9 protein-coding genes and 1 pseudogene are annotated in these 12,831 nt (G+C 62.7%); 5 read left to right on the top strand and 5 right to left on the bottom strand.

Annotated elements, in window-relative coordinates; genetic code table 11:
* Positions 1-86 precede the first annotated feature (86 nt).
* Positions 87-1,235 (top strand): lysophospholipase, encoded by a 1,149-nt coding sequence (locus ACKFRX_RS11000; protein ID WP_408927846.1) that lies wholly within the window; start codon positions 87-89, stop codon positions 1,233-1,235.
* Between the two features lie 105 nt (positions 1,236-1,340).
* Positions 1,341-2,987 carry a metallophosphoesterase family protein gene (locus tag ACKFRX_RS10995; RefSeq protein ID WP_408927845.1) on the top strand — a complete coding sequence of 549 codons (1,647 nt, stop codon included), beginning with the start codon at positions 1,341-1,343 and terminating at the stop codon, positions 2,985-2,987.
* Between the two features lie 21 nt (positions 2,988-3,008).
* On the opposite strand, the pseudogene ACKFRX_RS10990 reads toward ACKFRX_RS10995, so the two are convergent.
* The 3 genes and pseudogenes from ACKFRX_RS10990 to ACKFRX_RS10980 all read right to left on the bottom strand — a co-directional run bounded on the left by ACKFRX_RS10990 (position 3,009) and on the right by ACKFRX_RS10980 (position 7,726).
* A pseudogene (locus ACKFRX_RS10990) lies at positions 3,009-6,933 on the bottom strand (Pls/PosA family non-ribosomal peptide synthetase).
* Positions 6,934-7,392, bottom strand: coding sequence for a MarR family winged helix-turn-helix transcriptional regulator (locus tag ACKFRX_RS10985; RefSeq protein WP_005325642.1), 459 nt, complete (start codon positions 7,390-7,392; stop codon positions 6,934-6,936).
* 37 nt (positions 7,393-7,429) lie between these two features.
* A complete protein-coding gene (locus tag ACKFRX_RS10980; RefSeq protein WP_005325643.1) occupies positions 7,430-7,726 on the bottom strand; it encodes a rhodanese-like domain-containing protein in 297 nt (98 codons plus the stop codon).
* Between the two features lie 414 nt (positions 7,727-8,140).
* On the opposite strand from ACKFRX_RS10980, the gene ACKFRX_RS10975 reads away from it, so the two are divergent.
* A complete protein-coding gene (locus ACKFRX_RS10975; protein WP_408927844.1) occupies positions 8,141-8,986 on the top strand; it encodes a hypothetical protein in 846 nt (281 codons plus the stop codon).
* Between the two features lie 287 nt (positions 8,987-9,273).
* Here the strand turns inward: ACKFRX_RS10975 and ACKFRX_RS10970 are convergent, their stop codons facing one another.
* Both ACKFRX_RS10970 and ACKFRX_RS10965 read right to left on the bottom strand, forming a co-directional pair.
* Positions 9,274-9,930 (bottom strand): response regulator transcription factor, encoded by a 657-nt coding sequence (locus ACKFRX_RS10970; RefSeq protein ID WP_005325645.1) that lies wholly within the window; start codon positions 9,928-9,930, stop codon positions 9,274-9,276.
* A 3-nt stretch (positions 9,931-9,933) separates the two neighbouring features.
* Positions 9,934-10,626 carry a sensor histidine kinase gene (locus tag ACKFRX_RS10965; RefSeq protein WP_408927843.1) on the bottom strand — a complete coding sequence of 231 codons (693 nt, stop codon included), beginning with the start codon at positions 10,624-10,626 and terminating at the stop codon, positions 9,934-9,936.
* A 110-nt stretch (positions 10,627-10,736) separates the two neighbouring features.
* On the opposite strand from ACKFRX_RS10965, the gene ACKFRX_RS10960 reads away from it, so the two are divergent.
* Together ACKFRX_RS10960 and ACKFRX_RS10955 are read left to right on the top strand one after the other, a co-directional pair.
* Positions 10,737-11,423 carry an ABC transporter ATP-binding protein gene (locus ACKFRX_RS10960; protein ID WP_408921856.1) on the top strand — a complete coding sequence of 229 codons (687 nt, stop codon included), beginning with the start codon at positions 10,737-10,739 and terminating at the stop codon, positions 11,421-11,423.
* Positions 11,420-12,820: an FtsX-like permease family protein gene (locus ACKFRX_RS10955; RefSeq protein ID WP_408919584.1), complete on the top strand. Its 1,401-nt coding sequence runs from the start codon at positions 11,420-11,422 to the stop codon at positions 12,818-12,820. Before ACKFRX_RS10960 ends, ACKFRX_RS10955 begins: the two co-directional genes overlap by 4 nt.
* Positions 12,821-12,831 lie beyond the last annotated feature (11 nt).

Raw genomic sequence — 12,831 nt, 5'->3', positions numbered from 1 at the left:
TCTCCGTCTCAGGATATTTAGCATCACTGTTATCTCAATCTCATCTAGCACAAGGATATGCCCTACAGCACCACGAGGAGACAGTGATGATGAAGAAGCACGTAACCGCCTGCCTGACGGCGGCAGCAGTACTGGCGGCACCAGTTGCGGTATCTGGCACGCTCACGGCAGGGGCAATCGCCCAGGAAGCCTCAGCACCTGCGCCCGCGGCAGACCAAAAACCAGATGTATTGGGGCGCCCAACTGTCTCGGAAAAGCAGGTATCCGATGAGGAAGGCTACTTCGACAGCGCTCACGGCGAGGGCGTCAAGATCTACTACCGCAAGCAGAAGGTAGCCAACCCACGCGGTGCGGTGGTTCTTGCGCACGGTGTCTCTGAGCACTCGGGGCGATACGATTACGTCGCCAAGCGCCTGCTGGATGCAGGCTACAGCGTCTACCGTGTAGACCACCGCGGGCACGGCAAGTCCGCGGGCGGCAGCGTGCCACTGGGGCACATCGATAACTTCCAGTACATCCTGGATGACTTTGACCATGTGGTGGACATGGCCAAGGAGGAAAACCAGGGAGTTAAGACCTTCCTGCTGGGCCACTCGATGGGTTCGCTGACTGTGGAGGCCTATGGCATCCGTGAGCCGGGCAAGGTCGATGGCATCATCACCAACGGTGGCGGCGCGCCGCTGAACCTGTCGGGCAAGAATGTGGCCGGAAAGAATATCACCCCGGATGATATTTCGGAGACCCAGAAGAAGCTGGATCCCACTATCTTTGAGCGCCTGCCGCTGGCCCAACTCACCAGGTTTAATGCGCACTATGCGCAGAACCTCATTCCGCACCGCACCGAAATCGGTGCACAATCGCCGGAGTGGAGCAAGAACACCAAGCTTTCTAACCCGTTCACGGATGGGGTCTCCACCAGCCAGGCGGTCAAGGACGAGTATGCTTCGAGCCCGCTCATCGCACAGAAGACTAGCGCCGGTACCGCCCTGCAGCTGGCGGCAATCGCGAATTATGACGCCGTCAATGCGGATCTCTTCACCGCGCCGACGCTCATCATGCACGGCACCAAGGACGGCATCGTGCCGCCGTATTTCTCCCAGGATTGGTACAACTCCATCTCTTCCGAAGACGTGGAGTATGTGACTTGGGAAGGTCAGAAGCATGAGGTCTTCAATGAGCCGGCTGCTGATCAGGCCCTCGATACCGTCGTGGACTGGCTGGACCGCCACGCCTAAAATACGCGGACCTCAAAGCGCGAACTCTTGGCAGGCATACAGTGCTTGCCAAGAGTTTACGTATATGTAACCGCCTCGTTGCCCAGGCCGGATAGAAATTGAATTATGAAAAATAAACTCTGTGCTTTCTCTTCTGTCCTGGCGCTCACCGGAATGGTGGGCGCGCCCGTTGCGGCGGCCCAGTCCTCGCTTCCGGGTTCCTCCTTTGGTTCTTCTTTGGGTTCATCGTTGGGCTCTTCCTGGGGGTCTTCCCAGGGCTCGTCCGAGGGTTCCTCCGCTGGGGACGAGGCGCAGCCGGGGGAAGGCGCTGAGTCGCGGGTGCTGTGGCAGGAAAGCTTCGATGAGGTGGATACCCCGGCGTGGTTTACCCACCGCGCGCCGGAGGGGTGGAGCGCGGACGTGCAGGGCGTGGACTCGGGCGAGGCCCGCTGGAAGGGCTGGACTTTTGGCGATATGCGCCACTGGACCTGGGCATCTGGTACCGATATGCGCCACTATTTCACGCAGGCGCATGACACTTTCGCCATCATCGACAACAAGCAGCAGCGCCTGGCCGAGGGCGATTCCATGACCGCCAAGCTGGAAAGCCCGGCCATCCCGGTGGCGGGGCAGGAGCGAGTGAATGTGGAATTCGACCACCATTACCGCCAGGGCAAGGATGGGCAGAATGCCACGGTGACGGTCTCCTTCGATGGTGGGGAAGCCCAGGAAATCGCCGCCTTTGATAAGGACGTATTCTCCAAGCACGAGTCCATCGGCGTGGAGGTGCCGGCCGGCGCGAAGAATATGCAGGTTAGCTTCAGCTACAACAACGGCAATGATGACTGGTGGTGGGCGGTGGACAACGTGGGCGTCGTCAAGCCGCTCGGTGAGCTGCAAGGCTCGCCGCAGGCTACCGTGGACGTGCTTTCCGACGTCCAGGGCGACCCCCAAGACTACAAAGACGCGGTCCGCCAGTTGAACGGTATGGAGGATAAGGCCGGGGCGCTGGTGCTCAACGGCGACCTCGTGGACGATGGCTCGCAGCAGCAGTGGGATGATTTCTTGGCCGCTCACAGCGAGGTACCGCACGATTCGGGCAAGGAATTGTGGACCATCGGCAACCACGAAATGTATGGCAAGGAAGGCTCTAAGACCTACCTTGATCGCTTCCTGAAGTACTCCGGCCAGGACAAGCCGTGGAAGGAAGAAGTGGTGGATGGGGTGCCGCTCATTTCGGTGAATACCGAGTTTTATTCCGATATTCTGCGCCACGGCAAGGAGCCGTTCCAGCGCCTTAGCAAGGAGCAGCTCGACTGGCTAGATGAGCGCCTAGCGTATTGGGATGCTAAGGGCACGCCGGCACTGGTCTTTAGCCATCCGTTGCTGCCGCAGACGGTTTCGATGTCCCATTCGGCGTGGTACCAGAATGACTTTGAGGACCTCGAGGCGCTTTCCAATGTGGTCAATAAGTACAACAACATCGTGTGGTTTAGCAGCCACAGCCACTCCTCGCTGCACCAAAATAACTGGTGGGGAACCCGCCGCTACGACGGCACCGGCGAGGCCGGCCGCACCGGTTTCCCGGTGGTCAACACCGGTGCCATCCTCAATGAGTATCTGCCGGATGGCGATAATGACGAGACAATCGTCAAGGAAAAGGAGGAGGCCTCCACCGGACTGCGGGTCAAGGTCTTTGCAGACCGCGTCCGGGTGGAGGCCTGGGACTTCAAGTCCGGCGAGATGATTAAATACCAGGACTTCGCGCGGTAGGCGCAGGTTACTGCCGGCGGACTAGCGCTTCCACGGCTCGATGGGGTTGCCCTGCCATACGGCGTTGGTGGGCACGCGGTCACCGCGCATGACCAGCGAGCCGGGGCCCACGGTGGAAGCCGTGCCGATGAGCGAGGCCGGCAGCGCCACCGAGTGGGCGGCCAACGTGGAGCCGTCCTGGACGGTGACGGTATCTAGGCTCATCACGCGGTCCTGGAAAAGGTGGGTTTGCACCACCGTGCCAGGGCCCACGGTGGCGGCCTCACCGACGCGGATGAGGTCCGTTTCCGGGAACCAGTAGGAATCGATCCAAGCGCCGCGGCCGATCTCCACGCCGAGGGCGCGCAGCCCCAGGTTGATCTCGCCGGAGCCGTAGGTGTGCTGGAAGAACCACGGCGCGGCGACGACCTCCACGAAGGTATCCTGCAGCTCGTTGAGCCAGACAAAAGCGGACCACAGCGGGTGGTCAGCCGCGCGGTGCTTGCCCACGCAGATCCACTTCACCGCGACGGTGACGGCCATGGCCACCGCACCCATGCCCATGAGCACGAGGCCGGAGAGGAGCCAGGTGAGGGGGAAGCCGAGGGCGTCGAGAAGCGAGTCGTAGACGCTAAGGGTTGCCGCGAGCAGCATGGCAGAAAACATCGGTGCCAAAAGGCGCATGGTTTCCACCACGCCGCGGGCGGCCTTGACGGCAAAGCCCGGGTTATAGGTCAGCGCCTCGCCCGAGTTGGCGGGGGAGTCCACCTCTACGGTCACGCGGCGCATGCGCTCTGGCGGTGCACCCCACCAGTTGGCGCCGGCCTTTGTCTTCTTCGGGGTAGAAGAAAGCACGGCAACCAGCGAGTTCTTGGATAGCTTGCGGCCGGGTGCGGTGATGCCGGAGTTGCCCACGAAGGAGCGCTTGCCCACCTTGGTCTCGCCGGTGCGCATCCAGCCGCCGCCGAGCTCGTAGCCGCCGATCATGGTGTCATCGGCCAGGAAGGCGCCCTCTTTGACCTCGGTAAGCTTGGGGATCATGACCGCGGTGGAGATTTCCACGTTGGCGCCAATCTCCGCGCCGAGCGAGCGCAGCCACGCTGGGGTCAGCTGCGAGGCATAGAGCGGGAAGAGCTTGGTGCGGGCCTCGTCCATGAGGCGCTCGATGGCCCACAGGCGCCAGCCCTTGGCCGAGCGCACGGGTGCTACGCCTGGGCTAATGCCCAGCGAGAGGATGCGCACGCCCAGCCAAGTCTGCAGCATATAGGTGGCAAAGGCCGCCAGCGCGCCAACGGGCGCGAAGAAGATCGCACCGACAAAGCTATCGCCGCCCGTGGAATGCACGAGGGCCAAGACGATGGCCGCGCCTACCGCCAGCGCTACAACCGGTTGGATGGCCAGCAGGACGGAGGTGGCGTCATAAATGGCCACCCACCACGGCCGGCGCTTGGGCGTATGGGATGGGAAGCGGTGCTTGGAGCGACCCACCTTTTGGGCAGGCGAGCCGGACCAACGCTGGCCGTCCTTGATCTTCTTGCGGCCGGTGACGGTGGAGCCTGCCTCCACGTGGGCATACTTGCCCACCACGGTGCCAGGCAGCAGCGTGGAGCGCGCACCCACGCGGGCACCTTCCTTGACGTCGATGGCGCCCACATGCAGGATATCGCCGTCCAGCCAGTAACCGGAGAGGTCCACTTCGGGCTCGATGGCGGCGTGCTTGCCTAGGGTGAGCAGACCGGTCACCGGCGGCAGGGAGTGCAGGTCCACGCCGCGCTTGACCTTGACGCCGAGCGCGCGGGCGTAGTTATTTACGCGCGTGGCACCGGCCAGGGAGCTCGCGCCGGAGGCATTAGCCCAGCGCTCGGCCGCCCAGATGCGCAGGTGCGTCGAACCGCCGCGCGGGTAATCGCCCGGCTTAATGCCGGCCGTAATAAGCCGCGCGCCGTAGCCGCCAATGGGGATGCGGCCGATTGGGGTGACAAAGACGATGAGCATGGCAATGATCAGCCACCACGGATAGGCTGCGGCCCACTCAAAGCCCAGCGATGCCGCCACGGTGGAACCCAGCATGAGCCAGGCCAGCCAGCTGGATGCGGCCAGCGTCATGACGGGGATCTCGGATCAGGGTCTGGGCGAGGCGGGTGCCGAATCCGACCTTGGTGACCTCGCGCATGGGGACGTCGGCAGCCGCGGGGCGCGGTTCGGCACCGGCGATGAGCTCGGCCAGCGAGCCCAAGCGCGGGTGGTCGTAGAGGTCGCGCACGGCCACGGTGGGGTAGCGCTCCCTGATATGGCCCACGAGGGTCGCGGCCGCCAACGAGGTGCCGCCGAGAGAGAAGAAATCGGCGTTCTCGTCCTCCACGGATACGCCGAGCGTTTCTACCCACAGCTCCGCGAGCCACTTCTCGGTCTCGGTCAGCGTGGTCGATTCCACGCCCACTCCAGGCAGCGGCCACGGCAGGGCCTTCTTATCCACCTTGCCGGAGGTACGCACCGGCAGCTCTTCCATCACGCAGATGCGCGGGACGAGCGCGGCCGGCATGGTTTCGGCCAAGCGGGCGTGCGCGGCCTCGTGATCGAAGCCCTTGGCCTCATCCTCGAGGGAGACATAGCCCACTAGGACGGACTCGCCGCCCGGGGTCTTTTGCACGGCCACGGCCGAGTTATAGACGTTATCCAGGGCCGCGACGTTAGCTTCGACCTCGCCGAGCTCGATGCGGCGCCCACCAATTTTCACCTGGTCATCCACGCGGCCGACGAAGTACAGCCCGTCTTCCTCCAGGCGCACATGGTCACCGGTGCGATACGCACGCTGCCAGCCCATCGACTCCAGCGGGGCGTACTTCTCCGCGTCCTTGGCCGGATCCAGGTAGGACGCCAGTCCCACGCCGCCGATCACCAGCTCGCCGACGCCGCCCATTTCCACAGGCATGCCCTGCTTATCGACGACCACCAGGTCCCACCCGTTCAACGGCAAGCCAATGGACACCGGCCGGCCCGGCAGCATCTGCTGCGCACAGGCGACGACCGTGGCCTCGGTGGGGCCGTAGGTATTCCACATCTCGCGGTCCTCGGTGGCCAGGCGGTCCACCAGTTCCTGCGAGCAGGCCTCGCCGCCGACGATGAGCAGGCGGATATTATCCAGCGCCTCGGCCGGCCACAGGCCCGCCAAGGTAGGCACGGTGGAGACGACGGTGATATCGCGGCGGATGAGCCACGGGCCCAAGTCCATGCCGGAGCGCACCAGAGATCGCGGCGCCGGGACTAAGCAGCCACCGTGGCCCCAGGCCAACCACATTTCCTCGCAGGAGGCATCGAAGGCGACGGATAGCCCGGCGAGCACACGATCCTCCGGGCCGAGTGGCCCGTGTGGGTGATTGACCAAGAAGAGGCTAGCTTCGGCATCCACGAAGGCTGCCGCGGAACGGTGGCTTACGGCCACGCCCTTCGGCTTGCCGGTAGAACCGGAGGTGAAGATGATCCACGCAGTGTCTTCTGGGCGTGGGGCATTGGGGTTCTCGGCCGGCTCCTCGGCGGACCTGTCGGGGGCGTCCGGGCGCGCGGAATCGCGCAGGAAGCGGAAGCCCTCGTCCGTAAAGACGCCATCGATATCGGCCTCGCCGAAGACCATCTCGGCGCGCTCGTCTGGGTCATCGGCGTCGACAGGCACGTAGGCCGCGCCCGCCGCTAGGGTCGCCAAAATGGCGAGGTAGAGTTCGCGCTTGCCGGAGGTCATCCGGATGCCGATGCGATCGCCCCGGCGCACGCCATTGGCGTGCAGCTCGGTGGCCCACAGCTCGACTTCGTGGATGAGCTCGGAGTAGGTGATGATTTCGCCGTCGTCAAGCGCGGCGGCGTCTGGGTGCATCTCCGCGGTAGTGGTGATGATGTCCCACAGCGTGCGCGGCCGCGGCGCCGCGCTACCTAGAAGGTACTGCTGCGGGACGAGCGATTCGGGGCCCGCCATTTATGCCTCGTCTTCGTCTGCGGCAATGATGGACTTGGCCAACTTTCGCAGGTGCTTGAGCTGCTTATTGGTGGACTCATCCAAGGCCTCGTCCTCGGCAGTGGCAACAAGCTCCGCCAGGTCTTTGTGGACCTTCGCGCCCTTCTTGGTGGACGCGACGATCTGGCGGCGGCGATCCTTCGGGTCGCGCTCGCGCTTGGCCCAGCCGCGGTCCTCGAGGGCGTCGATAAGACGCACCATGTCAGAAGCGTCAATGGCCAGGGTCTCGGAGAGGTAGGACTGCGATGCGGCATCCGCGTCCACCAGGCAGGTAAGGACCCAGTACTCGCGCAGCGTCGTCTGCTTGGTCTGCAGGGCGGCCTCGACGCCGTCGCGGGTGCGGCGGCGGAGGCGCTCCAGCTGGAACGACGGGGATTCGAGTAGGGCAGTTGGGATTACAGAATTATTCGTGGAAGCCATACCATCATAATAATCCCAAAAGATTGGTTAAGGCCAATTAATCCGTTTCGATGGGAAGTCCGGCAGCCTTCCACTTATCCGTGCCGCCATCGACGTTGATGGTGTCCCAGCCCAGCGCATGCTCCAGATACTGGCAGACCTGCATGCTGCGGCCGCCCGCGTGGCAGATGACGTAAATGTCCTTGTCCGGGTCGATTTCCTGGATGCGACCCGTAATCTCACTCATCGGGATATGGGTCGCGCCCTTCGCGCGCTCTACCGCCCACTCATCATTCTCGCGGACATCAATGAGCTGAGCGCCTTCGGGTACTTCAGTTGGTTGAACGTTTTTCATGCCTCATACCCTAGTCACGCATAGGTCCTTATGCTGCTCCGCGTGCCGCGTCCGAGAAGAGCCGTGAGCAACCAGGCGCGGCGAAAACTGTGTGCCCGGCCCGTTGAGTCAATTGCCTGTTCCAGCAGCTTTAGCTCTTGTCCCGCCAGACTTGTAGTCCAAATGGTTATCTGCTTCAGCGCTTAACCCCTTGTAAGCGAGGCTTAAAGTATGCCTTGGATCAAGTCCTTGGCATCCGCGGCGGATGTGCGCAGGGCATCAATTTCCAGCGGCAACTGAGATGAATTCAGGCGAACCTGTCTTGGTCGTGATTAGAGTGGCGTACAGCCTACGGTACGGCTTTCTGTTTATGGCGAGAGTGGGTCTTTTCCACCACGTTTTCAGCATTCATCTGATTTGAAAGGGAAATTTTTGATGCAAAGTCTGTCAGCATTGCGTACAGAGCGTCGCCAAGGCACGCTTGAAATCGATGGCATAACCATTGAAGGCGATATCGAGGTGAGCTTGGAGCCTCACACCGAATATATTGTCAACCTCGAGTTTGAAGTTCGCCAAGAGACGGCTCCCACTGCAATGAGGCTTAGGACCTATAGCGCTGAGTTCGTACTGTTTGATAATGAGACAGAAAACAGCATTCGTCTTACCGATGGCGTTAGCAATAGCGCAAGCTTTCGTCTGCGAACCGGACAAAAGTCAGACTGGCTCAGTGTTTTTAACGAATACCTCCATAGTTACAAGGAAGGTGTCGAACCTGGCTATGAATGCATGACTGGCGATTCAGGGATTGTTATCACCAAGAGGGAAGGCGACACCATTCACTTTGCCTGCAATAACCGCAGTCCACGCGAGCAGCTAGCGTTTGAGGACGTCACGGGGATGCTTACGGTTACGAAAGTTGGTTCAGCGGAAGATCATTCCATCGCCCCTGCAGAGGATGGATCGCCAATTCAACAATATTGCTTCATCGACAGCGGCGATGAAGTACCCGATGAGAAAAAGCTCGTTGGTTTTGCTACTGCGCTTTCGGGCACGGTCTCCCCGGCTAGCGAAGCGGTCACTACCTTAATTGACAGGCTTGAAGGGCTTAACTACACCATCATTTCTTCCGCAGACAAGGCTGTCACCATTGAAGTCGACATCTCGGATGAGGACACCACCGAATTCGCTATGGTCGATGAGGCCCGACTATGGAATCTCAACCTTGTGAAGGTTAAAACTCGCACCTTGCTGAATCAGAGCACACACCGGCCAGAAAGTTAGGCCACGACTGCTCAGAATTTGGATGCGAAGGACCGCGTGATTCGTCGTGTTGAAGAACGAATTCTGGCGGAGAGCACGCAGGTGCAAGCCGCGGATCTGGCTGTGGCACTTAAATCGTCGGTTCGTGTGAGGAGTCGATGTCGTTCACGGTAAATAGCGTCGGAAATTGGGGGTTCGCGCTCTATTTACCGTGAGCGTCGTGCGGGCTGCCCGCGGCGATACTTGGTGGCGCATGGGGTCAAAGTCACGCACACGGCGCTGGCCCCGCGCAGGCCTGCGTGCGCGTTTTAACGGTGCGCGGAGAGGTACTCCAGAATCGCCTTGACGCGGCGGTTGTCCTCGCTGGGGTCTAAGCGAAGTTTGGTGAAGATGTTGGAGACATGCTTGGCCACCGCGGCGGCGGATAAAACGAGCTCGGCGGCGATGTCCTTGTTGGACTTGCCGCGGGACATTAATTCGAGAACCTCGCGCTCGCGCGGGCTGAGCTCGCCCAAGCCGCTGCGTCCGGAGCTCATGAGAGCTTGAGCCACGGTGGGGTCGATGACGGTGCCGCCCTGGGCCACCACGTCCAGGCTGGCCAGGAAGTCGCGCACCTCGGAGACACGGTCCTTCAAAAGGTAGCCGGTGCCGGCCTCGGGGGAGTCGAAGAGCTCCACCGCATATGCAGGGGCTACGTACTGGGAGAGCACCATGACGGGCAGGCCCGGGTAGGCGTTTCTCAAATTCACGGCGGCTTTCAAACCATCGTCGCCCATGCCCGGCGGCATGCGCACGTCCGTGATGACGATGTCCGGCAGGTCGTCGCGCAGTTTATCCACCACAGCCTCGAGCGAAGGAGCAGAGGAAGCCTGGCCCACTACAGAGTGCCCGCGGCGCTCCAACAGGCCGGCTAGGCCCTCGCGCAGAATGGCGGAGTCATCCGCTACCACAATTCTTAAGCTCATCTTTTACACTCCTGGCTGTCCGCGATCGAGAAGAAGGGGAATGGACCCGGCCACCCGGGTCGGGCCGCCAGGCGGTGAGGACAAAGACATTTCTCCGCCGAAGGCAGCAAGACGCTCGGCCATCCCCGCCAGGCCGTGCCCGGGGACGACCTGTGCGCCGCCGTGGCCCTCATCCACCACGGTGATGCGCAGCGAATCGTCCGAGGTCACCAGCACCGAAACCGGCGCGCCCGGCGCATGCTTGGCCGCATTCGTCAAAGCTTCCGTGCCGAAGAAATAGCCGCAGGCCAGCACGGAGGCGGAGAGCTCAGGCAGAGGATGCGGGGCGAAGACGCTGACGTGGGGGCCGTGGGAGGAGGCGGCGTCGGCAAGCGCGGCGACCAGGCCGTGATCCTGCAGCACCTGTGGGTGAATACCGTGCACCGTGGCGCGCAGGGAATTCAGGCCGCGGTCCACGTCCTGCTTTGCGGCGGTGAGGAGCTCGGTGAGGCCAGCGGGGGCGTCGAGAAGAGCCTCGCCCAACTTCATGCTCGCGGCCACGAGGTATTGCTGCGCGCCGTCGTGCAGGTCGCGCTCGATGCGGGCGCGCTCGACCTCGTAGGCGTCCGCGATGGCGCGGCGCGAGGTCGTGAGCTGCGCAATCTGCTGCGCCTGCTGCTGCTCGTGCGTGGTGGGTTGGGGCTTCTTTCGGAACACGGTTCACAGCATATCGGGCGCCCCGAACTACAGGGGTAGTGCTGGCACTACCTTAAAGAGCAACGCTAGGGCTGTTCTTTCCGCGGGCCCAGCACGGTGGAATGAGAGACATGGCACAGACACTTTCCCTGACAGACATCACCAAGGACTTCGGCGGCGGCCCGGTGCTCGCCGGAATTTCCCTCGACATTGAACCGGGCGAGCTCGTGGCCGTCATGGGGCCGTCTGGCTCCGGCAAGTCCACGCTCCTGCACTGCATGTCCGGTGTGCTCACCCCCACGCACGGTAGCGTGCGCTACGGGGACGAGGAGCTCTCCGCGCTTTCCGACGCCCCCCGCTCCCGCACCCGCCTGCGCAACTTCGGCTTCGTCTTCCAGGATGGTCAGCTCCTGCCGGAGCTCAGCAACGTGGATAACGTGGCGCTGCCGGCCATGCTCAACGGTATGGGGCGGGGTGCAGCCCGCAAGCGCGCGATGGAGCTTTTAGATCAGCTGGGCCTGGGTGGCCTGGCGGACCGTCGCCCGGCGCAGGTCTCCGGTGGCCAGGCCCAGCGCGTGACCATCGCGCGTGCGCTGGTGGCGAACCCGGGCGTTGTCTTCGCCGACGAGCCGACTGGTGCGCTGGATCAGTCCACCGGCCACGAGGTCATGCAGATGCTCACCACCATCGTGCGCCAGGCCGGGGCGAGCCTGGTCATGGTCACGCACGACCCGAAGGTGGCCGATTGGATGCAGCGCCGCGTGGAGATTCGCGATGGCATCATTCACGACGACCGCCGCCTTGGGGTGATTCGATGAACACCGCGACCCTAGTTATGGACCTGCAGCGCGAATCTATTCGCGCGCGCTCAGGCACGGGAATCGTCTCGATGCTGGCGATTGTGAGCTTGACCATTGGCTCCGCCATCGCCTTCCTCGTTGCGGGTGGTACCTGGATGTTCTGGCAGCGCGCCCAGCACGTCGAGGATGCCGCCCCGGCACTCAAGGAGGCCTTTGGCAACGAGATGGAGGCCTTCCTCTATCCCTGGTTCGCCCTGGCTCTCTTTTCCTGCGCGTTCATTCTTCCGGCGCTGTTTAACCTCACAGCCCAAGCAGCCGTCCTGGGTGCGTCCGGAAGGGAGCAGCGCCTAGCCACCCTGCGCCTGCTGGGCTTAAGCTCCCGCCAGGTGGAGCGCATGGCCATTGTGGAAACCGGCCTCCAGGCGGTGATCGGCATCGTGCTCGGCGGGCTGATTAGCCTACTCGTCGCACCGGTCTTTACCCAGCTGGACTTCCAAATGCGGCCCATTGACCTGACAGAGATTCTGCTGCCCTGGTGGGGATATATAGCCGTGGCCGGCGTGCTCTTCCTCCTGGCCATCGGCGCGGCACTGTACGGCATGCGCCGCGTGCGGGTGAGCCCGCTGGGCGTGGCCAAACGCCAGATGCCCGCGGCCTACCGCTGGTGGCGCGCCATCGTCTTCCTCATCATCGTGGCAGTCGGCGGCGTGTTCCTCACGGGCAAGGCGGGCCCGCCCACCGCGATGGTCATCGTGGTCATGTTTGGCATGCTGATGAGCATCAACCTCATCGCGCCTTTCATCCTGCAGCTGGGCGCGCACGTCTTCTCCCTCCTCCCCGGAACCGCGCACTTCGTGGCCTGCAAGCGCGTGGCGGGCAATGCCCGCCCGGCATGGCGGCGCAGCGCTGCCATCGGCTTCTTCGGCTACCTGGCCGGCTTCCTCGTCGCCGCGCCCCTGGGCTCCGATGCCTTGGCCTCGGTGCTCGAAGAAGATCCCGGGATGAACGTGGTGTTCAAGGACATCTCCACTGGCGTTGTACTAACCCTCGTCTTCGGCTTCACGTTGACCACCATGTCCATCATCCTGGGTCAGGTTTCCGGCATCTTCGAGGACAAGGAGCTCATCCGCTCTCTGGATTTGATGGGCGTGCCGCGCGGCTTTCAGTTCCGCTCCGGGGCGCTGACCGTCATGGGGCCGGTCGTGGCCTTGAGCTCCTTCGGTTTTCTCTTCGGCGGCGGAATTGCTTCGCTGATGTTCTTCTCCAACGTCGAGCAAAGCGACGTCGATGTGAGCGCTCGCCTGCTTATGGCCTTCGGCTTCCTGGCGGTGGGCTGGGTGGTCACGCTTCTTGCCATTGTCCTTGTTGAACCGTTGCGCGGCTACGTGCTGCGCACAGGAGGTCGAAAAGAATGAAAAAAGAATGA

Origin of the sequence: Corynebacterium tuberculostearicum, from assembly GCF_046097465.1 — a bacterium.
GTDB classification, from domain to species: domain Bacteria; phylum Actinomycetota; class Actinomycetes; order Mycobacteriales; family Mycobacteriaceae; genus Corynebacterium; species Corynebacterium tuberculostearicum_I.
The sequence above is the reverse complement of the archived record's forward strand: the minus strand, read 5'-3'. Positions and strand labels throughout refer to the sequence as shown.